The organism is Methylobacterium nonmethylotrophicum (genome assembly GCF_004745635.1).
In the GTDB taxonomy this organism is placed as follows: Bacteria; Pseudomonadota; Alphaproteobacteria; order Rhizobiales; family Beijerinckiaceae; genus Methylobacterium; species Methylobacterium nonmethylotrophicum.
Genome location: NZ_SRLB01000010.1, coordinates 99,621 through 124,123 on the forward strand (window position 1 = coordinate 99,621; position 24,503 = coordinate 124,123).

General features: G+C 71.5%; 24 protein-coding genes and 1 riboswitch. Of the genes, 3 read left to right on the top strand and 21 right to left on the bottom strand.

The features are described from left to right. Positions 1 to 49: 49 nt before the first annotated feature. Positions 50 to 1,768, top strand: coding sequence for an AMP-binding protein (locus EU555_RS14990; protein ID WP_245524313.1), 1,719 nt, complete (start codon positions 50 to 52; stop codon positions 1,766 to 1,768). Between the two features lie 463 nt (positions 1,769 to 2,231). Here EU555_RS14990 and soxZ read toward each other — a convergent pair whose 3' ends face one another. Genes soxZ through EU555_RS15025 form a run of 7 tightly spaced genes read right to left on the bottom strand, consistent with a single transcriptional unit; the run spans position 2,232 to position 7,644 of the window. After that, the gene (gene soxZ / locus EU555_RS14995; RefSeq protein WP_135415453.1) at positions 2,232 to 2,552 is read right to left on the bottom strand and encodes a thiosulfate oxidation carrier complex protein SoxZ; all 321 of its coding nucleotides are present in this window, start codon (positions 2,550 to 2,552) and stop codon (positions 2,232 to 2,234) included. Between the two features lie 2 nt (positions 2,553 to 2,554). Beyond that, complete coding sequence (locus tag EU555_RS15000; protein ID WP_135415454.1) at positions 2,555 to 3,025, bottom strand: SoxY-related AACIE arm protein; 471 nt, start codon at positions 3,023 to 3,025, stop codon at positions 2,555 to 2,557. Further along, positions 3,022 to 3,435 carry a sulfur oxidation c-type cytochrome SoxX gene (gene soxX / locus EU555_RS15005; protein WP_245524314.1) on the bottom strand — a complete coding sequence of 138 codons (414 nt, stop codon included), beginning with the start codon at positions 3,433 to 3,435 and terminating at the stop codon, positions 3,022 to 3,024. Before soxX ends, EU555_RS15000 begins: the two co-directional genes overlap by 4 nt. 14 nt (positions 3,436 to 3,449) lie before the next feature. Continuing rightward, on the bottom strand, positions 3,450 to 4,706 hold the full coding sequence (locus tag EU555_RS15010) for an NAD(P)/FAD-dependent oxidoreductase (protein WP_135415455.1): 1,257 nt from the start codon (positions 4,704 to 4,706) through the stop codon (positions 3,450 to 3,452). Next, the gene (locus EU555_RS15015) at positions 4,703 to 4,972 is read right to left on the bottom strand and encodes a c-type cytochrome (RefSeq protein WP_135415456.1); all 270 of its coding nucleotides are present in this window, start codon (positions 4,970 to 4,972) and stop codon (positions 4,703 to 4,705) included. Before EU555_RS15015 ends, EU555_RS15010 begins: the two co-directional genes overlap by 4 nt. Continuing rightward, the gene (locus EU555_RS15020; RefSeq protein WP_135415457.1) at positions 4,969 to 7,164 is read right to left on the bottom strand and encodes a xanthine dehydrogenase family protein molybdopterin-binding subunit; all 2,196 of its coding nucleotides are present in this window, start codon (positions 7,162 to 7,164) and stop codon (positions 4,969 to 4,971) included. Before EU555_RS15020 ends, EU555_RS15015 begins: the two co-directional genes overlap by 4 nt. A 12-nt stretch (positions 7,165 to 7,176) precedes the next feature. Continuing rightward, the gene (locus EU555_RS15025) at positions 7,177 to 7,644 is read right to left on the bottom strand and encodes a (2Fe-2S)-binding protein (protein ID WP_135415458.1); all 468 of its coding nucleotides are present in this window, start codon (positions 7,642 to 7,644) and stop codon (positions 7,177 to 7,179) included. Positions 7,645 to 7,847: 203 nt separating this feature from the next. On the opposite strand from EU555_RS15025, the gene EU555_RS15030 reads away from it, so the two are divergent. Then, on the top strand, positions 7,848 to 8,435 hold the full coding sequence (locus EU555_RS15030; protein WP_135415459.1) for a Uma2 family endonuclease: 588 nt from the start codon (positions 7,848 to 7,850) through the stop codon (positions 8,433 to 8,435). Between the two features lie 307 nt (positions 8,436 to 8,742). Here EU555_RS15030 and EU555_RS15035 read toward each other — a convergent pair whose 3' ends face one another. From EU555_RS15035 to EU555_RS15065, 7 genes are all read right to left on the bottom strand, one after another. Further along, the gene (locus tag EU555_RS15035; protein ID WP_135415460.1) at positions 8,743 to 9,510 is read right to left on the bottom strand and encodes an SDR family oxidoreductase; all 768 of its coding nucleotides are present in this window, start codon (positions 9,508 to 9,510) and stop codon (positions 8,743 to 8,745) included. Continuing rightward, positions 9,507 to 10,535, bottom strand: coding sequence for an ABC transporter substrate-binding protein (locus EU555_RS15040; protein WP_135415461.1), 1,029 nt, complete (start codon positions 10,533 to 10,535; stop codon positions 9,507 to 9,509). The genes EU555_RS15035 and EU555_RS15040 overlap by 4 nt, the downstream gene beginning before the upstream one ends. A gap of 5 nt (positions 10,536 to 10,540) precedes the next feature. Then, the gene (locus tag EU555_RS15045) at positions 10,541 to 11,290 is read right to left on the bottom strand and encodes an ABC transporter permease (protein WP_135415462.1); all 750 of its coding nucleotides are present in this window, start codon (positions 11,288 to 11,290) and stop codon (positions 10,541 to 10,543) included. Beyond that, entirely contained in the window at positions 11,287 to 12,084 is a 798-nt protein-coding gene (locus EU555_RS15050; RefSeq protein WP_135415463.1) for an ABC transporter ATP-binding protein, read from the bottom strand. The genes EU555_RS15045 and EU555_RS15050 overlap by 4 nt, the downstream gene beginning before the upstream one ends. After that, positions 12,074 to 13,528: an acyl-CoA reductase gene (locus tag EU555_RS15055; RefSeq protein ID WP_135415464.1), complete on the bottom strand. Its 1,455-nt coding sequence runs from the start codon at positions 13,526 to 13,528 to the stop codon at positions 12,074 to 12,076. The genes EU555_RS15050 and EU555_RS15055 overlap by 11 nt, the downstream gene beginning before the upstream one ends. Next, positions 13,525 to 14,601 (bottom strand): LuxE/PaaK family acyltransferase, encoded by a 1,077-nt coding sequence (locus EU555_RS15060; RefSeq protein ID WP_135415465.1) that lies wholly within the window; start codon positions 14,599 to 14,601, stop codon positions 13,525 to 13,527. The genes EU555_RS15055 and EU555_RS15060 overlap by 4 nt, the downstream gene beginning before the upstream one ends. 83 nt (positions 14,602 to 14,684) lie before the next feature. Next, positions 14,685 to 14,810: riboswitch (TPP riboswitch) on the bottom strand. Positions 14,811 to 14,850: 40 nt separating this feature from the next. Then, on the bottom strand, positions 14,851 to 15,438 hold the full coding sequence (locus EU555_RS15065; protein WP_135415466.1) for a TetR/AcrR family transcriptional regulator: 588 nt from the start codon (positions 15,436 to 15,438) through the stop codon (positions 14,851 to 14,853). A 111-nt stretch (positions 15,439 to 15,549) separates the two neighbouring features. Between EU555_RS15065 and EU555_RS15070 the strand changes: the two genes are divergently transcribed. After that, complete coding sequence (locus tag EU555_RS15070; RefSeq protein ID WP_135415467.1) at positions 15,550 to 15,972, top strand: RidA family protein; 423 nt, start codon at positions 15,550 to 15,552, stop codon at positions 15,970 to 15,972. 227 nt (positions 15,973 to 16,199) lie between these two features. On the opposite strand, the gene EU555_RS15075 is transcribed toward EU555_RS15070, so the two are convergent. From EU555_RS15075 to EU555_RS15105, 7 genes are all read right to left on the bottom strand, one after another. Next, a complete protein-coding gene (locus EU555_RS15075; RefSeq protein ID WP_135415468.1) occupies positions 16,200 to 17,546 on the bottom strand; it encodes an AmpG family muropeptide MFS transporter in 1,347 nt (448 codons plus the stop codon). Positions 17,547 to 17,688: 142 nt separating this feature from the next. Next, positions 17,689 to 18,717, bottom strand: a complete 1,029-nt coding sequence (locus EU555_RS15080; RefSeq protein WP_135415469.1) for a CobW family GTP-binding protein — start codon at positions 18,715 to 18,717, stop codon at positions 17,689 to 17,691. Continuing rightward, positions 18,714 to 20,339, bottom strand: a complete 1,626-nt coding sequence (locus tag EU555_RS15085; RefSeq protein WP_135415470.1) for an amidohydrolase family protein — start codon at positions 20,337 to 20,339, stop codon at positions 18,714 to 18,716. Before EU555_RS15085 ends, EU555_RS15080 begins: the two co-directional genes overlap by 4 nt. Positions 20,340 to 20,366: 27 nt before the next feature. Further along, positions 20,367 to 21,194, bottom strand: a complete 828-nt coding sequence (locus tag EU555_RS15090) for an ABC transporter permease (RefSeq protein ID WP_135415471.1) — start codon at positions 21,192 to 21,194, stop codon at positions 20,367 to 20,369. Between the two features lie 236 nt (positions 21,195 to 21,430). After that, positions 21,431 to 22,456, bottom strand: coding sequence for an extracellular solute-binding protein (locus tag EU555_RS15095; protein ID WP_135415472.1), 1,026 nt, complete (start codon positions 22,454 to 22,456; stop codon positions 21,431 to 21,433). Next, a complete protein-coding gene (locus tag EU555_RS15100; RefSeq protein WP_135415473.1) occupies positions 22,453 to 23,544 on the bottom strand; it encodes an ABC transporter ATP-binding protein in 1,092 nt (363 codons plus the stop codon). The genes EU555_RS15095 and EU555_RS15100 overlap by 4 nt, the downstream gene beginning before the upstream one ends. After that, positions 23,544 to 24,404: an ABC transporter permease gene (locus EU555_RS15105; RefSeq protein ID WP_135415474.1), complete on the bottom strand. Its 861-nt coding sequence runs from the start codon at positions 24,402 to 24,404 to the stop codon at positions 23,544 to 23,546. Before EU555_RS15105 ends, EU555_RS15100 begins: the two co-directional genes overlap by 1 nt. Positions 24,405 to 24,503 lie beyond the last annotated feature (99 nt).

Genomic DNA, 24,503 nt, shown 5'->3' on the forward strand with positions numbered 1-24,503 from the left:
AGGGAAAGCCGGGCCCGGGGAGGCCTTCGGCGCCGGGAGGGCTGAGGTCATGGGCAAAGGGTCGAGCGCGATGGAACCGAACACCCCGCCGCGGCCCTGGCTCGCCGCCTATCCGGCCGGTGTCCCGGCGGAGATCCACCCCGAGCGCCTCGGCACCCTGGTCGGGCTGATCGAGACCGCCGCACAGCGCTTCGCCGACCGCCCGGCGATCACCTGTTTCGGGGCCTCCCTGACCTTCGCGGCGCTGAAGCGCGAGGGCGAGGCGGTGGCGGCCTGGCTCCAGGCGCACGGCATCGCGAAGGGCGACCGGGTCGCCATCATGATGCCGAACGTGCCGGCCTTCCCCATCGCGCTGATCGGCGCGCTCCTCGCCGGCGCCACGGTCGTCAACGTCAACCCGCTCTACACCCCCCGCGAGCTGACCCACCAGCTGCGCGATGCCGGCGCCCGGGTGCTGGTCGTCCTGGAGAACTTCTGCCACACGGTCGCCGAGGCGCTGCCGGAACTGCCCGGCCTCGAACGGGTGGTGGTCGCGGGCGCCGGCGACGGGCTCGGGCTGAAGGGAACCGTCATCACGCTGGCGGCCCGCCACCTCAAGAAGGCGGTGCCGGCCTTCGCGCTGCCGGAGGCCCGCCGCATCGCCTTCAAGGCGATGCTCGCCGCCGGCCGCAAGGCCACGTTCCGCCCGGTCGCGGTCGGGCCCGACGACCTCGCCTTCCTGCAATATACCGGCGGCACCACCGGCGTGTCGAAGGGGGCGATGCTCACCCACCGCAACGTCGCCGCCAATGTCGAGCAGAGCCGGGTCTGGTTCGGCATGCGCGACGACGAGGGGCCGGGCCGGGTGATGGTGACGGCCCTGCCGCTCTACCACATCTTCGCGCTGACCTGCTGCTTCTTCTTCATGCTGCGGCTCGGCGCCTGCTGCCTGCTGGTGCCGAACCCGCGCGACATCGGCGGCTTCGTGGCCCTGCTGCGCAAGCACCGCTTCACCAACCTGTCGGGCGTCAACACCCTGTTCAACGCCCTGCTCAACCACCCGGATATCGGCAAGGTCGACTGGTCGCGGCTCGACTACGCCATCGCCGGCGGCATGGCGATGCAGGCCCCCGTCGCCCGGCGCTGGAAGGCCGTGACCGGCCGTCCGGTCATCGAGGGCTACGGCCTGTCCGAGACCGCGCCGGTCGTCGCCGTCAACCCGCCGACCCTGCACGACTGGTCGGGCACGATCGGCTATCCAGTCCCCTCGACCGAGGTCTGCATCCGCGACGCGGCCGGCACCACCCTGCCGGTGGGCCAGCCCGGCGAGCTCTGCGTGCGCGGGCCCCAGGTAATGGCCGGCTACTGGGGCAGGCCGGACGAGACCGCCCGGGCGATGACCCCGGACGGCTTCTTCCGCACCGGCGACATCGCCCTGATCGAGCCCGACGGGCAGGTCCGCATCGTCGACCGGATGAAGGACATGATCCTGGTCTCCGGCTTCAACGTCTACCCGAACGAGGTCGAGGACGTGCTCGCCGCCCATCCGGGCGTGCTCGAGGTGGCGGTGGTGGGCGAGCCCTCAGCGGAGACCGGCGAGAGCGTCGTCGCCCACGTGGTGCGCCGCGACCCCGACCTGACGGCCGAGGCGCTCCGGGCTTACGCACGCGAAGGCCTGACCGCCTACAAGGTGCCGCGCCGCTTCGTCTTCCGCGACAGCCTGCCGAAGACGAATGTCGGCAAGGTGCTCAGGCGGGCGCTGCGGGAGGAGGGGGAGGCGGTGGGATAAGCGCCGCGCCGTAATCCTCCCCCCTCTGCGGGCTAGCAGATTCACACATCGCTTCCGAAGACCAACCCGTTGTGAAGGCGCGCACTTTCCCCTCCCCCTTGTGGGGAGGGGTTAGGGGTGGGGGTGGTGCCGCGTATGGCTATGCGGTGCCCTCTGCACCACCCCCACCTCCAACTCCTCCCCACAAGGGGGAGGAGAGGCGCGCTATCTTTTAAGGGGGAAGCTTTCAGACAGCGATGTGTGAATGCGATAGCCCTCTGCGGGGGAGGGTGACGAACGCAGTGAGCCGGGAGAGGGGCGGCGCGACGCTGATCCAGCCCGCAGTCTTCACGACGGCTCAGAACTCTCCGGAAGCGTGGTTCCCCTCGCCCGCCCCACCTCGTGGGGCACCCTCCCCCGCAGAAGGGGGAGGGTTTTCGCGGACCTCATCTTAATCCGGTCATCGGGATCGTCAGGCGACCTTTTACGTCACCGTGATCCCCATCTCCTCCGTCTGCGAGAACCCGTTGTCCCCCGTCCAGGTGAAGGTCAGGGTCCCGGTCTTCGTCGCGACCGTCGTGAAGGTGAGGTACGGGTTGGCGGCGCTCGCGGGAGAGAGTTCGGCGCGAAAGACCTCCTCGCCGTCGTACAGGCAGACGAAGTCGGTGATGATGTTGCGCGGGATCAGGCGGCCGTCGGGGCCCGGGCGGTAGCCGGTCTCCATCGGGTGCGAGATCAGGGTCTTGATCTCGATCACCGCGCCGGCCTTGGCGGTCTTCGGCAGGTTGATGAGGGCGCGGGCCATCGTCACGATCCTTCCACGCAGGCCGCCAGCGTCACGATCGCGTCGGCGGTCGCGGACCAGAAGCTGCCGTCGCGCATCTCCGCGATGGCGGTGATGGTCTGGGAATCGGCGAGGCGAATCCGGGTATTGACCGCGGCGCGGCCGGCCCGGGGGCCGAGATGCAGCGTCACCACGTGGGGCTGCGGATTCTTGTCGTTGAACACCGCGATGCGGCGGACGTGGTCGGCCTCGCTCATCGGGCTCTCGACGGTGATGGCCAGCGGCACCGTGTTGCCGTTCTCGACCAGCGGCGGCATGTCGAGGTGGATCCGGCCCGGCTGCACCGTCGCGCCGCCGGTGAAGCGGCGGATCGCCTCGACGGTCGCCTCCCGGGTCGGCCGGATGATCGCGGCGGCGCCGGGCCGCACCAGGGCGACCGCGAGGAGGCCGGCCCCCCCGGCGAGGATCGTACGGCGGTGAAGCTGTGCCGTCATGGCGCCGAACGCCCTCCCTTCAGGGTGACCAAGTAGGCGATGACGTCCTCGATCTCGCCCGCCTCCAGCACCGGCCGGCCGCGCCAGGCGCTCGCCACCCGGGTGCCGTCGGTCCGGTAATAGGAGGGCATCAGGGTGGCGGGATTCAAGGCGCGCCCGTCGGCGAGGCGCAGGCGCAGCTGCCCGGCGGAGAGCCGCGCGCCGACATCCGAGAGGTCGGGCCCGAGATCGCCCGCCGGGGCCGAGCCGCCGAGGCCGGAATGGCAGAGCGGGCACAGGCCCTTGCGGGTGTCGCGGGCGATCGCCGCGCCTCTGCCCGCATCCCCGACACGGCCCTCGAGCGGGTCCGGGATTCCATCGTCGACGATCGTCGCCGGAGCGAGCGCGATCTGCGTCAGGGCGAGGAGCACGGCGATCCCGTGCCTCACCCGAACACCGCGGCCGTGATGGTGCGGTACCAGTCCTCGGCGTAGACCGCCTCCTGCTTGCGCACGTCGTCGGGCGCGTCGAGGGGGCTGGTGCCGCCGGCGCCCTCGACGTCGGCGAGCACGCCCTTGTCCGGGTGGTACACCCCGGCGACCGAGATGCCGTAGCCGGGCGCGACCAGGCTGTAGCAGGTGTTGACGAGCTTCGGCGCAACCGGCGTCCGCCCCGCCAGGAGATCGGCCACCGCGTCGGCGCAGACCTTCGCCTGCGCATTGGCCGCGAAGGCGGATTTCGGCATCGCCCCGGCGATGGCCGCGTCGCCGATCACGTGGATCCGCGGCACCAGGCGCGACTCGAAGGTGACCGGGTCGATCGGGCACCAGCCCGAGCGGTCCGTCACTCCCGCCGCCGTGGCGATCGGGGCCGCCCGCTGGGGCGGGATGATGCAGGCGACGTCGGCCTTGTAGGTCGAGAAGTCGGTGGCGACGCTCATCTGGCCGGGATCGACCGACGTGACCTGGCCGCCGGCGGCGAGCGGCACGTATTCGAGGATGTCGGGGTAGAGCGCCCGCCAGGCGGATTCGAACAGCCGCTGCTTGGAGAACGTGTCCTTGGCGTCGAGCACGATCAGCTTGGCGCGGGGCTTGCGGGTCTTGAGGAACCAGGCGATCAGGCTCGCCCGCTCGTAGGGCCCGGGCGGGCAGCGATAGGGGTTGCCCGGCACCGACATCACTACGGTGCCGCCCTCCGGCATCGCGGCGAGCTGGCGGGCCAGGAGCTCGGTCTGGGCCCCGGCCTTCCAGGCATGCGGCATCGCTTGCGCGGCGGCCGCGTCGTAGCCCGGCAGGGCGTCGAAGCGCAGCGCGATGCCGGGCGAGAGGATCAGCCGGTCGTAGTCGAGCACCTGGCCGTCGGCGAGCCGCACCTGGCGCGCCGCGCCGTCGACCGCCTCGGCGCGGGTGCGGGCGATCGTGACGCCGCTTGCCCGCACGCCGTCATACCCGAAGGCCTGGGCCGAGAGCGGGCGCATCCCGGCGATCACCTCGTTGCTGAACGGGCAGGCGAGGTAGGTCTCCGCCGGCTCGACGAGCGTGACGCCGATTCCGGCCCGCTGCAGCGCCCGCGCGGCGGTGGTGCCGCCGAAGCCGCCGCCGATCACGACGACGCGCCCGCGCGCGCCCTGCGCGAGGCTGGGGCGCGCGAACGAAGTCGCGGCGAGGCCCGCCAGCACCGCCCGGCGGCCGATCCCGGTCATTGGCCGCCTCCTTGCGCAATCCACGCGGCGATCGCCCGGCTCTCCTCGTCGGAAAAACCCTTGGCGATGCGGTTCATCACCGTGGCGGGCCGCGCCCCGGTCCGGAAGGCGGCCATCGCCGCCGCGATGTCCTCGGCCGAGTGGCCGGCAAGGCTCGGCACCGCCCCACCGGGGGCGCCGTGGCACCCCGAGCAGGTCGTGGCCCCCGGCGGCGGCGCCGCCGCCGCCGGGGTCGCGAGCAGCAGCAGGAGGGCGAGCCGCCTCACGCGCGCTTCAGGTCCGTGCGGCTCGCCGGAATCTGGCGCACCCGCTTGCCGGTGGCGGCGAAGACCGCGTTGAGGACGGCGGGCGCGGCCACCGCGATCGTCGGCTCGCCGACGCCGCCGATGAAGCCGCCCGACGGCATCAGGATCGCCTCCACCGCCGGCATCTCGTCGAGGCGCAGGACCGGGTAGGAGTCGAAGTTGGTCTGCTCGATGCGCCCGTCCTTCACCGTGCACTCGCCGTAGAGCGCGGCCGACAGCCCGTAGACGAAGGAGCCGGCGACCTGCGCCTCGATCTGCTGCGGGTTGATCGCGACGCCCGGATCGGTGGCGGCGACGATGCGGTGCACCTTGATCTTGCCGTCGTCACTGACCGAGACCTCGGCCGCGGCCGCGACGTAGCTGCCGAAGCCCATGATCTGGGCGATGCCCCGGTGCACGCCGGCCGGCGGCTTCGAGGTCTCCCAGCCGATGCGCTCGGCGACCGCGTTGAGCACGCCCAGGTGCTTGGGGTGCTTGGCCATCAGCTTGCGGCGGAAGGCCAGCGGGTCCTGGCCGGCCGCGTGCGCCACCTCGTCGAGGAAGCACTCGAGGTAGATCGCGTTCGGGTTGGTGTTCACCCCGCGCCAGAAGCCCGGGACGATCGGCGGGTTGCGCATCGCGTGGTCGATGAGCAGGTTCGGGATCGTGTAGCCGATCGCGGCCTCCGCCCCGCCGGGGTTGAGGCCCTGGAACGTCACCGGGTCCTTGCCGTCGGACGCGAGCCGCCCCGGGAGGATGCCGGCCAGGATCGACTGGCCGGAGATCCGCATGTGCAGGCCGGTGAGGTTGCCGCTCTCGTCGAGGGCCGCGCGCATCCGGCACTGGGTGACCGGGTGGTAGCGGCCGTGGGTCATGTCCTCCTCGCGGGTCCAGATCAGCTTGACCGGGGTCCCGGGGAGTTCGCGCGCGATCAGCACCGCCTGGCGCACCCAGTCGTGGGTGGCGCCGCGCCGGCCGAAGCCGCCGCCGAGGTGGATCTTGGTCACGTCGCATTGCCGCGGCGACAGGCCGGCGGCCTCGGCCGCGGCGGCGAGCGCCGCCTCGCCGTTCTGGGTCGGGGTCCAGACCTCGCAGCGCTCCGGCGTCCAGCGCGCCGTGGCGTTCATCGGCTCCATCGTGGCGTGGTTCTGGAACGGATAGGCGTAGGTCGCCTCGACCACCTTGGCGGCGCCCTTGAGGGCGGCGGCCGCGTCGCCCGCCTTGTTGCCCACGAAGGCGTCGGGCGCGTCGAGCCCTTCCTTCAGCATCGCGGCGATCGTCTCGCTCGACACCTTGGCGTTCGGGCCCTCGTCCCACACGACCGGCAGGGCGTCCACGGCGGTCTTGGCGCGCCAGAACGTGTCGGCGACGACCGCCACCGCGCTGTCGCCGACCCGCACCACCTTGCGCACGCCGGGCATCTTCTCCACCGCCGAGGCGTCGACGCTCTTCACCGTGCCGCCGACCACCGGGCAGTCGCGGATCGCGGCGTTGAGCATGCCGGGCAGCTTCAGGTCGATGCCGTAGACCTGCGACCCGTCGGTCTTCTCGACGGTGTCGAGGCGCTGCACCGGCTTGCCGGCGATGATCCAGTCCTTCGGGTCCTTGAGGGCGACGTCCTTCGGCGGCTCCATGCGGCCGGCGGCGGCCGCCACCTTGCCGAAGGTGGTGGAGCGGCCGGAGGACGGATGGCTGATGACGCCCTTCTCGACACGGCACTCGCCGGCCGGGACGCCCCATTCCTGGGCCGCGGCCGCGACCAGCATGGTGCGGGCGGCGGCCCCGCCCTGGCGCACCGCGACGTAGGACTCGCGGATGCCGCGGCTGCCGCCGGTGGAGAAGTCGCCCCAGACCCGGCCGCGGGCGAGGTTCTGGCCGGGCGTCGGGTACTCGGTCGTGACCTTGCTCCAGTCGCAGCCGAGCTCCTCGGCCACGAGCTGCGCGAGGCCGGTGAGCGTGCCCTGGCCCATCTCCGAGCGGGCGATGCGGATCACCACGGTCTCGTCCGGGCGCACGACCACCCAGGCATTGACCTCGGGCGTGGCGGGAGCGGCGCCCTGAGCGGCCGCTGGCGCGCCCGACAGGTCGAACCCGAGGGCGAGGCCGCCGGCCGCGGCGGCGGAGCCGGCCAGGAAGAAGCGGCGGGAGAGGGCGGGGGAGGCGGTGCTGGTCATGGTGGCCTCCCGTCAGCCGCGGCCGGTCTCGCCGCCCTGGGCGGCGAGGTTGATGCCGGCGAGCACCCGGTTGTAGGTGCCGCAGCGGCAGATGTTGGTGATCTCCTGGCGGATCTCGGCCTCGCTCGGCTTCGGCTTCTGCGCCAGCAGGGCGGCGGCCGCCATGATCATGCCGGACTGGCAGAAGCCGCATTGCGGCACGTCGAGCTCGGCCCAGGCCTTCTGCACCGGATGCGAGCGGTCGGGGCTCAGGCCCTCGATGGTGACGATCTTCTGGCCCGGCTCGATGCTCGAGACCGGCAGCGAGCAGGACCGCACGGCCTGCCCGTCGAGATGGACCGTGCAGGCGCCGCACTGGGCGATGCCGCAGCCGTACTTCGTGCCGGTGAGGCCGACCTGCTCGCGGATCACCCACAGGAGCGGGGTGTCGGGCTCCGCCTCGACCTCGCGCACGGACCCGTTCACGTTCAGGCGTATCATGGCGTTTCCGTCTGGGTTTGGCCGGCGCCGGGCGCCGTGATGGGTTGGGCGGCCGCGGGGGGCGCCGCCGTCGCGCGGATACCACCCTGAAACGATAACAAGTTCAAGGCGCGGCTTGGCGCTCGGCGATGACGGATGCGCGAGCGTGCCTTCCTGCGCGTTGCCTGATAGGCTTGCCCATCGGTTCCAGCCCACGAGCCGCGATGACCATCCACGTCACGCCCGACAGCCCGCTTCCGCGCCGCTTCACCGCCGGCGATCTGCGGCTGATGCTGGACGCCGGGATCCTGCACGAGGACGAGCGGGTCGAACTCTTGGACGGTGAGCTGGTCGAGATGGCGGCGAAGGGGTTCGCGCATGACGCCGTGAAGAATGCGCTGAATCGGCGCCTCACCCCGATCCTCCCGGATTCGATCTACCTCGGCATCGAGAGCACGCTCCAGCTCGAGCCGGGCCTGCTGCTGGAGCCGGATCTCCTCCTAGCTCCGTTGAGCGCCCGCAGCGCCTCACCGGAGGGGTTCTGCACGATCCCCGGCCCCGAGATCCTGCTGGTGATCGAGGTCGCGGTCTCGAGCCTCGCCTACGACCGGGGCCGCAAGGCGGCGCTCTACGCCCGGCACGGCGTGCGGGAATATTGGGTGATCGACGCGCAGGAGCGCGAGGCCTGGGTTCATCGGGCGCCCATCGACGGCCTCTACCGTGATGTCGTGGAAATGCCCCGGGACGCGGTCCTGCAGCCGCAGGCGGCGGCGTTGGCCGGCGTCGCGGTCCCTCTCGCGGATCTCGGCTGACGGACGGGTCCGGGGCCCCTCATAAGCTTTCCGCGTGATCTATCCCGACACGAATATGGCTCGGGATCCCCTCTCCCGTTTGGGAGAGGGGTAGGGGATCGAAGATCCCGCGTGAGGGTGACACGCTTCCGATTCTAGCGCCGACAGTCGAGCTGCCAGCACGACGCTCAGCGCTCTACACTGAACCGTCGCCACCCTCACGCGGGCCGCAGGCCCGTGCGGGATCTTCGATCCCCCGGCCCCTCTCCCACACGGGAGAGGGGAGACGCGCTCTATCTTTATTCGAGCGGATCAGGCGGAACTCGTATCACCCCATCACCAGCCCGCCATCGACGTACAGCACCTGCCCGGTGACGAAGCGGCTCTCCTCGCCGGCGAGGAAGAGCACCGGCCCGGCCACGTCCTCCGGCGTCGCGAGGCGGCGCAGGGGGGTCTGGGCGATCAGCGCCTCGCGGACCTCCTCGGGCGTGTCCCGGCTCGCGTCGGTCGCGGTGACGAGGCCCGGCGCCACGCAGTTGACCCGCACGCCGAGCGGCCCGAGTTCCGCCGCGAGGTTGCGGCTGAAGCCGATCAGCGCCGCCTTGGCGGTGGTGTAGTCGTGATAGGGGATGCTGGGTCGCGCCACGAGGTCGCTCGCCAGGTTGACGATGGCGGCCCCGCTGCGCCGAGTCACGAGCGGGAGGAGCGCCTGGACGACCGTGTAGGCGGCCCGCACCGCACCGTCGAACTGGCGCTGGTAGGCCTCCCACGGCATGTCGCGAAAGCGCGTGCGGCGGTCGGGGTCGAAGCGGTAGGGCGCGAAGGCGTTGTTGACGATCGCGTCGAGGCGGCCGACCTCCTCGGCGATCCGCTCCGCGAGCGCGGCCACCGCCGCCGGATCGGTCACGTCGGCCGCGACCGCGAGCGCCTGGCCGCCGAGGGACCGGCAACGCTCGGCCACCGCCTCGGCGGCGGCTTCGTTCTCGCGGTAGTTGACGATGACGAGGCCGCCCTCGGCCGCGAAGGCCGTGGCGATGGCCGCGCCGATGCCGCGGCTTGCCCCCGTGACCAGGATGGCGCGGTCGCGGAACCTCACGGCCTGCCCTCCTTCGGGGCACCCTTGGGGGGGATCAGGTCGGTCTTCACCACCTGCCCGATGTCGAGGGCGCGGGTGATGAGGCCGAGCGAGCGAAACAGGTCGGCGCCCTGCTGCAGCACGGCCGGATCGAAATGGCCGAGGCCCTCGCGCTCGGTGGTCGGCGACACGCTGGAGAGGTTGCGCAGGCGGATGACCTCGCGGTTGATCGCCTCGTCGCGCCCGTTGATCGCCCGCGTCACCGCGAGCCGCGCCGCCTCGTCGGGCCTGGCGATCATCCAGGCGGCGGAATCGCGGTAGGCCGCGAGGAAGCGCGTCAGCAGCGGCTTCCTCGTCTCGTAGGCGCTGCGCGTCACCACGAAGATGTCGCTCGGCAGGTTCAGGTGGTCGCGTACCTCGATCACGTCGACCTCGCCGAGGCCCTTCGCCCGGCCGACGAGCAGCCCGGTATCGGTGGCCGCGGTGGCCTCGACCTGGCCCTGGATCAGGGGCGCGAAGTTGAGGAGGCCGGTGACCTCGACCGTCACGTCGGATTCCTTGAGGCCCGCGGCGGCCAGCAGCAGGAGCAGGTGCTGGCGCGTGCCGCTCGCCAGGCTGTAGACGCCGACGCGCCTGCCCTTGAGGTCGGCCACCGAGCGGATGCCGCGGGCCTTGGGCGAGACGACGTTGAACACGTTCTGGGGATAGATGTTGTAGATCGCCACGAGATCCGCGCCCTTGTCGAGGGCGAGGTAGAACGAGGCCGGATCCGTGAAGGCGATATCGGCCTGGCCGGCGAGCAGTGCCTGGATCGCAGAGCCGCCGCCATTGCCCGGCACGTAGTCGAGGGCGATGCCGCGGGCCTTGAACAGGCCGTGGTCCGGCTCGGCCAGCAGGTTGGTGATCTCGCTGATCGGCTGGCTCCAGCCGGCGACCGTCACCTTGTCGGGGACATGCACCTTGTCGGGCGCCTGCGCCGCGGCGGGCTGGGCGAGCCAGGCGAGGGCGAGGAGCGGCAGGGCGCGCATGAGGCGCAGGACGTTCATGGCAATCAACCTCTCGCGTATCGGCGCAGGATCAGGGTCTCGAGCCCCCGCGCGGCCTCGTAGACGACGGTGCCGACGGCGGTGATCACGACGAACAAAGCCACGATCAGGCTCGAATCCATCACGCTCTGGGCGGCGATGATCGAGGCGCCGAGGCCCTGGCGCCCGCCGACGAACTCGCCCACCACCGCGCCCACGAGGGCGAGCACGATGGCGACGCGGAACCCCGCCAGGATCACCGGCAGGGCCGAGGGCAGCTTCAGGCGCAGCAGGGTCTGGCCCCGGCTCGCCCCGAGCATGCGGAACAGCTCGCGCTTGCCCGGATCGACCTGCTCCAGCCCGGTGAGGGTGTTTTCCAAGAGCGGGAAGAAGCAGATCAGCGCGGTGATCACGACGGTGGGCGTCAGGCCGAAGCCGAACCACAGGATGAGGAGGGGCCCGAGCGCCAGCTTCGGCACCAGCTGGCTCGCCAGCACGTAGGGCCTCAGCACCCGGTGAAGGGCCGGCCACTCGGCGAGCAGGATCCCGGCGCCGAGGCCGAGGACTGTGCCGGCAAGGAGCCCGAGCGCCATCTCGGTGACGGTGACCCGCAGGTGCGGCCAGAGCCGGCCGGTGGCGATCTCGCCCCAAAGCGTGTCGGCGACCGCGGAGGGCGCCGGCAGGACGAGGGGCGAGACCGCGCCTGAGCGGCACCACGCCTCCCAGGCGGCGAGCAGGCCCGCCAGCAGCAGCGCGGAGGCCAGCCGCGTCCTCACGCCGCCCGCCCGACGGAAGGGGCGGGGCCGTCCATGATCTGGCGCAGCGCGCGGCAGGCGGCCCCGAAAACGGGCTCGTAGCGGATGCCGGCAGGCCGGGGCCGCGGCAGCGGGACCGCGGCCTCGTGCACGAGCCGCCCGGCCGCCATCACGCCGACCCGGTCGCCGAGGGTGACCGCCTCGGCGATGTCGTGGGTGACGAACAGGGCGGCGGTGCCGCGGGAGGCGCAGAGGCGCAGGAGGTCGTCCTGCAACTCCTCGCGGGTCAGCGCGTCGAGGGCCGCGAAGGGCTCGTCGAGGAGCAGCAGGTCCGGCGCGCCGATGAGCGCGCGGGCGAGCGCGACGCGGCTCTGCTGCCCGCCCGACAGGGCGGCCGGCCGGCGCTCAAGCAGGTCGCCGAGGCCCATCGCCGCCAGGAGGTCGCGGGCCGCCGCGCGGTCGGCGGCCGTCGGCCGGCGCCTGAGCGAGACCGGCAGCAGCACGTTGTCGAGGGCGGAGAGCCAGTCGAGCAGGGTCGGGGCCTGGAACACGAAGCCGACGCGAGGGCTCGGGCCGTGCAGGATGGCCCCGGCGATCCGCACGGCGCCCGCATCCGGCGCCAGCAGGCCGGCCGCGAGCTTGAGCAACGTCGTCTTGCCGCAGCCGCTGCGGCCAAGGAGGCAGTGGATCGCCCCGCGGGGAACCGCCCAGTCGACCCCCGCGACGGTGTCGGCCGGGTCGCCGGGAAAGCGGTAGCGCACGCCCTCGAGGGTGAGGAAGCCGTCGGCGACGGCCGGGATGGCGTCAGTCGGCATAGGGCGCGAAGCCTTCCGCCGCCGCCTCGGCGCTCGCCTCGATCTCCGTCAGGGTGACGAGGTCGAGCAGGCTGAAGCGGCCGTCATGGTGCCAGCCGGCCTCCGGCGCCGTCATGCGGCCGATGGCGGCGATCCGGGTGACGCCGGCCGCCGCGAGGTCGTCCGCGAGGCGCAGCAGCCGCGCAGGGGCGGCGGCGATGCCGGCGGTCTGCAGGAAGGCGCGGTGGGGCGCCACCAGGGCCGGCACCTCGGCAAGGTCGTCGACCGCCACCACGGCGAGGGTGCGGTTGAGGCCGGACGGGCTCAGGCTCGCGGCGGAATCGAGGTGGACGACGCTCCACGGATCGGCCGGATCGCCGAGCAGCGTGGCGCTCCCGTCGAGGGCCCGCATCTCGTGGGCGCTGCGCCAGGCGGCGATGCCGGCGGACTCGGCCGGGTCGAGCCGCCGGCGCGGGTGGCGGCTCGCCATCGCGGCGAGTTCGTACGCGAGGTGCCGGGCGAACTCAAGCGGCGCCACGGCGCCGCTGCGCTCGACGAACAGCATCTGCGGCGCGTAGCAGCCCTGCTGCTCGTAGCGGACGACGTCGTGGGCGGCGAGCCGCGCGAGCGGGCCGGCGCGGCGGCTGTCGAGGGCCTCGCGGGCGATCATCGCGAAGCCGATGCGGTGGCCGTGGGGCAGGAACCGGGTCCCGACCGGCACCTTGGCGCGCAAGTCCGCGAGCGTCTCGTCGCCGCCATAGGCCATGACGCAGTCGGCTTGCATGAGGCAGGCGGCCTCGACCCCGCCGGCGCCGCCCTTCCACCACGTGACGGCGAGGCAATCGCCGAGTTCGGGATCGGCCTCCGCGATCGCCTGCGCGAACCACCCGGCGGTCAGGGGCTCGGCCGTGGCGAGCTTGCCGAGCGTGCCGGCCTTCACCAGCAGGCCGGCAACGAGGCTCCACAAGGCGAGCGCCGGGACGTTGCCGGCCCAGACATGCAGCAGCAGGTCGGGGCCCTTCGCGCGGACGAGGCCGCCCTTCACCGCCGGCTGGAATCCGTCGAGCACGCCCGGGTTGGAAAAATCCTCCGCCAGGAAGCGCAGCAGCTGCGGCTGCCGGAAGGTCTTCAGGGTGCTCGTCAGGCCGAGCCGCACGGTCTCGCGGTCGTAGCCGGTGACGACCGGCAGCAGCGCCTCGGCCTTGCGGCGCAGCGGGTGCGCGCGGTCGAGCAGGCCGGCGCTCGCCCGGTCGATGGCCGCGACGATGCGGGCGGTCGGCATGCGCCGCAAGGTCTCGCGGGCGCGGGTGCGGATGTGGCCGCACAGGACCTTCGCCTGATCCCCGCTCAAGGACGGCAGCGCCACCGCGACGGTCTCGCCCCAGGCGCCGTATTCGACCACGCGCCGGCCGACCGTCTCGGCGGGAAGCCCCGGAAGGTGGCCGGCCTCTTCGATCGCGCTCATCCCTGCGCCGCGGCCAGGAACTCGGCCACGGCGACCGAGCATCCGCGCGACGCCGACCCCTCGACCCGGCCGAGCAGCCGGAAGCCGCCGGGCACGATCACGCCGGCATCCTCGGTCAGGATCGCCGAGACCGAGTTGAAATGGGCGAGGTCGTGGTGGACCAGCACGCCGGTCTCGCCCTCCGGCAGGTCCGCGCCGGTGAGCGGATCGACGACGCGGCTGCGGATCCAGTGCGGGCCGGACTTCACGGGCGGACAGACCGCGTTGCCGTCGTCGTAGAACTGGGTGCTCAGCTCGGTCATGCCGTACATGTTGAGGCACGCCGCGCGCGGCACCCCGAAGGCCTGCGACAGCCCGTCGTAGAACGCGTCCGGCTCGATCTCGCGCGACTGGCCCTTGAAGCCGCCGGTGTCGAAGAGAAAACTCCCCGCCGGCAGGGCGAAGCGGCGCCCTTGCGCGGCGAGCGCGTCCATCACCGGCACGAAGGCGTAGGTGGCGCCGAGCAGCGCATAAGGCTCGCCCGAGGCCTCGGCCTCCGCCAGCGCCGACAGGAGCGCGTCGAGGTCGAGACCGGACGGGCCGACGAAGACAGCGCTGTCCGGCGTGCCGAAATGGTCCTTGGCAAGCGCCAGGTAATGGGCGAGCGACGAGTTCGGCAGGACCGCCTCGTCCGGAAACAGGATCCCCATGCGGATCCGCGCGCGCCCGCGCATGATCCGGGCGGCGAAGCCAGTCAGCATCGAGCGGTCGTAGACTGCGAGCGTCGGGTGGTAGCTGCGGCCGCGGCCGGCACCGGTCGTGCCGCTCGTCATGAAGACCCGCTCGGCCGCGTCCGGCGGGCAGCAGCTCAGGGTCAGGTCCTTGAACGCCTTGATTGGCACCGCCGGGATGTCGCGCCAGCGCCGCACCGTCAGCGGCGTGCGGCCCCGGGCCTGGGCGAAGCGGCGGTAGGGGGCGTTGTTCCGGAACTGGTAGGCGAAGAGCCGCAGCGCCAGCGCCTCGAACGCGTCCTCGGTCGCACCCGGCCGCCCGATGAAGTCGAGAAGGGCGTCGACGATCTCCGCTTGCGACATCACGGCTACCTCGCGCCCGGTCCCGGGCGTCGGCCATGCGCGGCGGAGATCATGCGCGAAGTGACGGCTCTCCCGGCCCCGCGGCCGCGCCGGTCCCGCATCCCTACGCCGGCATGACCCGGATCAGGTTCATAGGGTCACCGCGGCGCCCGGACGATCCAGACCGGCGGAATCTCAGCCCCCTCAGCGAGGCTCCCCTGGGAGCCGATGACAGTGGGGGGCGCGGGGACGGGTGTCAAGTTTGAGGCCTCACGGGCGCGCCAGGCCCTCGGCGAGCCGCCGGAAGGCCTCGAGCGCCTTGCCCAGGGTGGCCTCGGGCTCCTTCGACGCCGCGATCCACAGAGCCGCGTGGAGCGACGCGCCGTTGAGGAGCCGCGCGGCGGCCTCCGCGTCGACCGGCGGGATCGCGCCGTCCTCGACGAGCGTCCGGATGCGCCGGGTCGTCTCGGCGAGGCAGGCATTCTGGCTCGGCCACAGCGACGGATCGCCCAGGACCGCCGGCCCGTCGAGGAGCAGGATGCGCTGGATCTCTGGCTCCACCGCCATCTCGATATAGGCCCGGTACTCGTCGAGGAGGCCGCGCCAGGGGTGCGAGGCCCGCTCGCCGACGGCGCGCAGGCGCGCCGCCATCTCGGCGTCGATCTGGTCGATCACGGCCTGGAGCAGGCCCCTCTTGTCGCCGAAATTGTGATAGAGCGCCCCCCGCGTCAGCCCGGCCTCGGCGGTCAATTCGTCCATCGAGGCACCGGCATAGCCCCTCGCCGCGAAGGCCGCCCGGGCCGCCCGGAGGAGCTTGCCTCGCGTCTCCTCCATCATCTGCGCGCGTCGTCCGGCCACCTCGCCCCACCCTTCTCTACATACGGTCCGTATGTGAATTGACATACGGCGCGTATCCGTGCTTTCTCACATACGCTCCGTATATCAAGCGCGGGACCGAAGGAGCAATCCATGGCGCAGGCCCTCTCGAAGCGCGACGTCGTGTTCCCGCCCGGCCGTCAGGCCCTCTACGAGCAGCACCGCTACTCGGCGGCGATCCGCTCCGGCGACCTGCTGTTCGTGTCGGGCCAGGTCGGCAGCCGCGAGGACGGCTCGCCCGAGCCCGATTTCGAGGCCCAGGTCGCCCTGGCCTTCGCCCGGCTCGCGGCGGTGCTGGAGGCGGCGGGCTGCACCTTCGACGACGTCGTCGACGTCACGACCTTCCACACCGACCCGGCGACGCAGTTCGACGCGGTGATGCGGGTGCGCGACGGCGTGATCGGTGAGGCGCCCTATCCGAACTGGACGGCGGTCGGGGTGACCTGGCTCGCCGGGTTCGACTTCGAGATCAAGGTGATCGCGCGTATCCCGGGCCAAGCCTTAGAGCCTGCTTGATGTGGCTGGCAAATTTATCTTACCTTCAACCTCATCCTGAGGTGTCAGTCGATGAGAAATCGACTGACCTCGAAGGAGGCCTCCAGTAATCACTGTGTTATCTGGAACTCTCCTTCGAGGCTCCTTTCAGTCGCACCTCAGGATGAGGTGGTGGATGGGATGAATCAGGTCCATGCGATGCCCTTCTCGCCGGTCAAACAGGCTCTGACTCTTTTCCCGGCGACGCGTCAGGGTTTGGCGGGCGCCTCGTCGGAGATGCCGACCTTCGCCCAGACATAGACGGCCAGGAGCGCCACCGGCACGCCGATGAGCGAGGTCAGGACAAAGAACAGGGGAAACCCCGTCCGCTCGACGATGAAGCCGGAGAAGCCGGCCAGGACGCTGCCCGGGAAGGCGCAGAGCGAGGTCAGGAGCCCGAACTGGCTCGCGGCGTGCTCGGTCGAGGCGAGCGTCGACATGTAGGTGATGAGCACCACCGACGCGAAGGCGTAGGCGAAGCCGTCGATGCCGACCGTGACCGCGAAGGTCCAGAAGGCCTGTCCGCCGTCGCCGCCATGCGCCGCGAGGTAGGCGAGGCTCAGGTGGGACGCCGAGGCCGCGATCGTGCCAATGAGGAGGCTCGGCAGCATGCCGATCCGCGGGATGAGCGCGCCGGCCAGGAAGGTGCCGCCGAGCCCGATCCAGAAGCCGAACAGCTTGGTGACGGTGGCGATGTCGGTGTTCGAGAAGCCCTGGTGCTTGAACAGCGGCACCGCCATCGCGGTCGCGACGTAGCCGGGCATGCGAAAGCCGGCGACGAGGAGCAGGATCGCCGGCGCCATCGGTCCGAGCCGCCTCAGGAGGTCGCGGATCGGCGCCCAGACCGTATCGACGAAGCCGGCCCGGGCCGGGTGGGGCGCCTGGTCGGAGGGCGGCTCCGGGGCGAACAACGCGGCGAGCATGCCCACCAGCATCAGGGCGCCCATGCAGAGATAGGCGCCGCGCCAGCCGATCCGGTCGGCCAGGAACAGCGCGCCGGCCCCCGCCGCCAGGTTGCCGATCCGCCAGCCGATCTCGGTCCAGGACGAGAGGACGGCCTGCTTCTCGGGCGGCCGCACGCTGGTGATGCGCCAGCCATCGATGACGAGGTCGAGGGTCGCGCCGGCAAAGCCGAGGGCCACCGAGAACGCGATCGTCCAGGCGAGCCACTGCGCGGGATCGCCGAAGGCGATGCCGGCGAGCATCGCCATCACGCTCAGCAGCGCCACCACGATCCAGCCCCGCCGCCGGCCGAGGCGGGCCCCCAGCAGGGGCGGATCGTAGCGGTCGAGGAACGGGGCCCACAGGAACTTGAACTTGTAGGCCAGCGTCATCTCGCTCAGGAGCCCGATCGCGGCGATCGAGATGCCGGCATCGGACAGCCACGCGGCCTGCGTGCCGTAGACGAGCAGGAACGGGATGCCGGAGGTGAAGCCGAGCCCGAGGGCCGGCGCGATCCGCCGGTCGGTGAAGAGCGCCGACCAGAACGGCGTGCCCTCGGGTGGCGTTCTCTCGGGTGGCGTTCTCTCGGGGGACGTGACGGCCGGCGCGGTCATGCTCGATCGGGCTCGCGGATGGGCTGCGATACGGCTCAGGTCGAGGCCTCGCGCGATAACCGGCGGTCCCGCCGGCCGTTCCCGTCGATGCGCCCGGACGATCCCTCGGCTCGCGACGACGGCGGTTCGACTGTCGCCTCCGTCAGGCCCGCGCCGCCTCCGCCCGCGGCAGGCCGGCCCCCGCCCGCGCGAAGGGATTGTCCGGGACCCGCGGCGCGAACCGGAACAGGCCCACGGGCGCCACCCCTTCCAGCTCCCCCACGTTCAGGTCCCGGGCGATCACCACGACGAACGGCGCCGGGTCCTCGCCCGGCCGGCCGAAGGGCCGCGGGCGCGAGAACAGCGTGCCGACGCTCTCGACCAGCAGCGGGCGGTCCGATTCGACGACCCGCACCAGCCCCTTGAGGCGCAACAGCCGCTCGCCGAGATGGCCGGCGAGGTTGTCGAGCCAGGCGGCGAGGTCGTCGTAGGGAAGGGGGGCCGCCGGCCGCGCGAGCCAGACAGCGACGCGGGGATGCGCCCCGGCTGCCTCCGGCGCCAGCAAAGCCGGATCGAGTCCCGCGCCGGGGAGCGGCGCGAAGGCCGCCGCGACGGCGGCCGAGCGATCGGGATCGGCCACGATCTCGGCCAGCGGGTTCAGGCCCGCGACCTCGGCCCGGGCCTGCCCCACTCGCTCGGGCGGCGCGGCGTCGAGCTTGGTCAGGACGATGCGGTGGGCGGCGGCCCATTGCGCCGCGGCCTCCTCGAAGGCGGTCGTCCCGGGGCCGCGGAGCGCGTCGTAGGTGGCGACGACCGAGACCCGCATCGGGAAACCGCCGAGGCTCGCGAGCTGGCGCAGGACCGGGCCGGGCTTCGACAGGCCGCTCGTCTCCAGCACGATTCGTCGGAGCGGCCCCGATGCCTCCGGCCGCTCGGCGGCGAGCAGGGCCTCGACGGTGCGGGCGAGGTCGCTCGTCATCTGGCAGCAGACGCAGCCATTGGCCAGCATGGTCATGGGGACATCACCCCCCGTCTCGCGCAGGATCAGCCCGTCGAGGCCGATCTCGCCGGCCTCGTTGACGATCACCGCGGTGTCGGCCGCCTCCGGCCGAGAGAGGGTGTCGCGCAGGAGCGTCGTCTTGCCCGAGCCGAGGAAGCCGGTCAGGACGACGAAGTCGAGGATGTCGGTCACTGCGCCGCCTGCTGCGAGGTGCCACCCGGACCCTTCGCGTATTTCGCCGGCACCGCCTCGTCCCAGGTCGCCTTCACCAGCGCGCGCACGTCCGCGAGCAATTCGGCGGTGTCGTAGATCACCCCGTCCTTGATCGTGTACTTGAGGCCCCGGTGCCAGGTGGCGCCGTTCGTCGCCTCGTCGAGGCGCAAGGCGCCCGTGCCGTAGAGCAGCTTGAAGTCGGTGAGCGGGTTGTGGTCGTGGACCAGAAGGTCGGCGCGCTTGCCGACCTCGACCGTGCCGATCTCGTCCTCGAGCCCGCACAGGGCGGCTCCTTGAGAGGTCGCGGCGCGCACGACTTCCAGCGGGTGGAAGCCCGCCTCCTGCAGCAGCTCCAGCTCGCGGATGTAGCCGAAGCCGAAGATCTGGTAGATGAACCCTGAATCCGAACCGGTGCAGACCCGCCCGCCGCGGTTCTTGTATTCGTTGATGAACGCCATCCAGAGCCGGTAGTTCTCCTTCCACTCGATCTCGTTCTGGGTCGACCAGCGATACCAGTAGGAGCCGTGGCCGCCGCGCTGCGGCGTGAAGTAGTCCCACATCGACTTCCAGGTATACTCCTTGTGCCAGTCGGCCTGGCGCGCCCGCATCAGGTCGCGGTTGGCGTCGTAGATCGTGAAGGTCGGCACGAAGGTGAAGCCGAGCTCCAGGAACCGCTCCAGGGTCTCGTTCCACTTCTTGGAGCCGGGCTCGGCGCCCTGGCGGAACATCTGGCCGGAGACCGAGAAGCGGAAATACTCGTCGTTGTAGTCGTAATCGAGCGGGAAGTTCTGCACCACCCGGTCCTCGAACAGCGCCTCGGGCAGGCCGTAATAATGCTCGGCGCTGGTCAGGCCCCAGCCGGCGGTGGTGAGCGCGTTCATCCGCGTCACCGCCATCTGGGCGTGGTGGCAGCCGGACCGGAGCCCGAGCGTGCGGCACTCGTCGAGGGCCGCCTCCATGATGGCGGGCGGCGCCCCGAAGAACTTCACCCCGTCGGCGCCGCGCTCCTTGAGCTTGCGCAGCCAGGCCCGCCCTTCCTCGGGCGTGTGGATCAGCTTCAGCATGTCGTTGACGGCCGGGAAGTAGCTGTAGGCGAGGAGCCGCGGCGCCGCGATCTCGTTCGCCTCCGAGCGCCTTTTCTGGTCGAGCATCCAGTCGAGGCCGTTGAACGAGCCCATTTCGCGCACGGTCGTGACGCCATGGGCGAGCCAGAGCTTGTAGACGTACTCGACCGGCGGCACCCAGCCGTTGGCGGCATGATACGCGACGCCCGCATGGGCGTGGCAATCGACGAAGCCCGGCGTCACCCACTTGCCCCTGCAGTCGATCTCGTGGTCGCCGGGGGCGGGCCGGTTCGCGTTCGTCGCGAGGTTGCCGGTGACCTTCTTGAGCTGCACGATGCGGCCGTTCTCGACCACGATGTCGGTCGGGCCGATCGGCGGCGCGCCGGTGCCGTCGATGACGGTGGCGCCGCGCAGCACGAGGCGCCGGTGCGGCCCGATCCCGCGGTCGCGGGAGGTCGACGGCACCAGGGGCGGCTGGCCGGCCTTCTCCCGCTCGGCCGCGAGCTCGTTGCCAGCCAGGACGATGGCGTCGCTCATGGTGTCCTCCCGTGTTCTTGTTCGGTCTCAGCGCGCGTAGCGGCGGCCGAGGAGCGCGGTGCCGAGCACCGTCAGCACCAGGGTCGCGGCGAGCAGGATGAAGGCCAGCGCAGCGCCGAACGGCCAGTTCATGCCCTTCGAGAACTGGTCGTAGACGGCGGGCGCCATCATCTTGAACTGCGAGCCGCCGAGCAGCACCGCGGTCGCGTAGGTGTTCATGCACAGGATGAAGACGAGGACGCAGCCCGCCACGGTGCCGGGCAGGGCCAGCGGCCACACCACCCGGCGAAACACCGTGAAGGCGCTCGCACCCAGATTGGCCGCCGCTTCCTCGACCGCCCGCGGGATGCTCTCGATCACCGAGGACAGGGTCAGGATCATGTAGGGCAGGACGACCGCGATCGTCCCGACCGCGACCGCGCCGGGCGTGTAGACCAGCCGCAGCGGCTCCGAGGTCAGGCCCAGGCCCCGCAGGGTCGCGTTGATGAGGCCATCGTTGCCGAGGAGCCCGAGCCAGCCGGCCGCCCGCACGACGTTGCCGACGAGGAGCGGGATCAGGGTCAGGACGGTGACGAGGCTCTTCCAGCGGCTCTCCATCCGGGCGAGCCGGTAGGCCGCCGGGAAGCCAAGCGCCAGGGTCAGGGCCGTGCAGATGAAGGCCATGACCAGCGTGGTCAGCATCACGCCGCGATAATACGGGTCGGCGACGGCGTTGAGGTAGTTCTGCGCCGTCGTCGCCTCGATCATCAGCTGCGTCGCGCTGTACTGGTTGAGCGAGATGCGCGCGAGCAGCACCATCGGGCCGACCAGGAGCGCGGCGACGACGAGGACGGCCGGCAGGATGAGGGCGAACACGGGTGGGGGTCTCGATCTTGGAGGCTGTTCGATTGTGTTGCCGGTTCATCCTGCGCGCGACCTCATCCTGAGGTGCTGCTGCTTGCAGCAGCCTCGAAGGATGGTTCCAGGAATCGCAGAGGCTTCTGGAGCCCTCCTTCGAGGTCAGTCGATCTCTGATCGACTGACACCTCAGGATGAGGTTCTGTGTGGGATGAGTCGAAGTGTTCGTGAGGGTAAGATGCCGAGTCGAAAGCCTACCCCTTGAACTCCTTGTTCCAGAAATCGTTGAGCGCCGCCTGCTGCGCTTGCATCGTGGCGTAGTCGAGCGGACGGAGCTTGGCCTGCTGGGCCTCGGTTAGGCTGATCTGCTTGGCCAGGTCGTCCGGCAGCTTGGCGTCCTTGACGGTCGGCACGTAGCCCATCTTCTGCGCGAAGGCGACCTGGGCGCGCGGGTCGAGCATCGCGTTGAGGTACTTGAAGGCGCCGTCCTTGGCCCGAGAGTTCTTCGGCACGCCGGCCTCGAACAGGATCGGCAGCGCGCCCTCCTCCGGCACCGCCATCTCGACCGGGATGCCGGCCTGCTTCCACATGAAGCCGCGGGCGAGCCACATCGTCGAGATCCACACCTCCTCCGACTTGAGGGCGGCGGCGAGGGTCTCGTTCGATGGATAGACCTTGGGCGACAGCTTCTTCAGGTCGAGGAGGGCGGCCTTGCCCTTGGTGAAGTCGGTGGGCGTGCCGCCGGCCCCGATGTTGGCGCCGGCCATGTTGAAGTTCCAGAGGATGTCCGAGAAGCCGACCCGGCCCTTGTACTTGGGGTCGAAGATGTCGGCGTAGCGGGTCGGCGGGGTCGTGACCTTGCTCGGGTTGTAGAGCACGACCAGGGCCGAGTAGATGTGCGGGATCGAGTGCGGCTTGCGGAAGACGTCGATCACCTCGGAGAGGCGCGGCACCTCGGCGCTCGGCACCGTCTCCAGCACCCCGAGCTGGCTCAGCATGTAGCTGTCGATGTCGTTGATGCAGGCGACGTCCATGCTGGCGCGGCGGCTGGTCTTCTCGGCGATCAGCTTGGTGCGGCGCGGATCCTGGTTGGCGATGTCCTGCGACACCTCGATGCCCTGCGGCTTCATCAGCGGGACATCGATGTTCTGCTGCAGGAGAGCGCCGTAATCGCCGCCCCATGTGCCCACCACGATCGCGGCGGACTGGGCCCGGGCGGGCAGGGTTCCGGCGAGGCCGAGGGCGGCGCTGCCGGCGAGAAGGGTGCGACGGTCGATCATCGGGCGGGGCTCTTCTCTGGGGTAGGGGTGACGCTGGCCGCGTCTGCGGTGGGAATGACGCGGGCGGCGTCGGGGATCCAGGTGATGCGGACGGGATCGCCGGCATTGAGCCGGCGGCGGGGATCGTCGGGGAGCGGCGTCGGGCTCACCGCGACGATCGCCTCGCCGGCGAGGTCGAGGTGGTACTCGGTGCGCCCGCCGAGATAGGTCATGGCCCGCAGGCGCCCGGCGCCGGCGGGATCGGGGGCGACCTCGATCCGCTCGGGCCGGATCGCCAGGAGGCCCCCGGGCGCGGCCGCGTCCGGGGCGCAGGGCACGGCGGCGCCGCTCGTCAGCCGGAACACGTCGGCGCCCTCGCGCGCGCCGGGGAGCAGGTTGCAGCGCCCGACGAAGCCGGCGACGAAGGTGTTGGCCGGGCGCTCGTAAAGGTCTTCCGCCGTGCCGACCTGCAGCACCCTTCCGTGCTCCATCACCACCAGCCGGTCGGCCATGGCGAGCGCCTCGTCCTGGTCGTGGGTGACCATCAGGGTGGTCAGCCCGAGGCGCTTCTGCAATTCGCGGATCTCGAGCCCGACCTCCGCGCGCAGCTTGGCGTCGAGGTTCGACAGGGGCTCGTCGAGGAGGAACACCGCCGGGCTCACCACCAGGGCGCGCGCCAGCGCCACGCGCTGCTGCTGGCCGCCGGAGAGCTGGCGCGGCAGCCGGTCGGCGAGCGCGTCGAGGCGCACCAGCCGCAGGGCCTCGGCGACGCGCCGGTCGCGCTCGGCGCGCGCCACCTTCCGCATCTCGAGCCCGAAGCCGACATTGTCGGCGACGCTCATGTGCGGGAACAGCGCGTAGGACTGGAACACCATGCCGGTGTCGCGGGCATAGGGCGGCAGCCGCGTCACGTCGCGCCCACCGATCACCACGCGCCCGGCCGTGGGCTCGATGAAGCCCGCGACCATCCGCAGCGTCGTGGTCTTGCCGCAGCCCGACGGCCCGAGCAAAGCCACGAGCTCGCCCTGGCGGATGTCGAGGTCGACGCGGTCGACGGCGACCGCCTCGCCGTAGCGCTTCGAGACGCCGTCGAGGAGGAGCGTGCCCATCAGACGATCCGCGACAGCTTCACGAAGCGGTCGGTGACCAGCATCAGGATCGTCACCATCAGGATCTGCGCGGTCGCGACGGCGGCCAGGGTCGGGTCCATTCGGAATTCCAGGTAGCTCAGCATGGCGACCGGCAGCGTCGTGCGCCCCGGGCCGACGAGGAGGAGGTTGAGCTCGAGGTTCTCGAAGCTCGCCACGAAGGAGAACAGGGCCGCCGCCACGATGCCGGGGCGCAGCATCGGCAGGGTGATGCGGGTGAACACCGTGAGCGGACGCGCCCCCAGATTGGCCGCCGCCTCCTCGGCGGCGCGGTCGAGGCCCGCGAGGCTCGCGGTGACGAGGCGTACCGTCCAGGGGATGGTGATCAGCACGTTGGCCGCCACCAGGCCCCCGAGCGTCGCCTTGATGTCCATGTCGAGCCAGTCCTCGGCCCGGAGATAGAACATGTAGAGGGCCGAGCCCGCCACGATCGCCGGCACGGCAAGCGGCGCCAGCAGGACAGTGTTGATGAACCCGCGTCCCGGGATGGTGGCCCGCACCAGCGCCAGCGCCGCGGCGGTGCCGAGCGGCACGCCGATGGCGGTGGCGGCGAGCGCGATCTGCAGCGAGGTGAGGAAGCCGCGGGCGAAGTCGCGCTGCGCCCAGGCGTTCAGGTACCAGCGGATCGTGAGGCCGTCCGGCGGGAAGGTGACGATCTCCTGGTCGAAGAACGAGGTCACGACCACCATCACGATCGGCGCGAACACGATGGCGTAGGCGAGGAACACCGCGGCCAGGAAGGCGAGGCGGCCGAGCCGGACCGACAGGCCGGGCCCGGCCAGGGCCGGAGCCGCGAGGGGGGAGAGGGGGGCGGCGCGCATGCGGGTCACGGCTTCACGGGTGACGGTGTCCGGGCCGGGGCCGGCTCGTACCTGACCCATTTTTAAGACAGGTGCCGGGCCGGCTGGCAAGACGGGTGC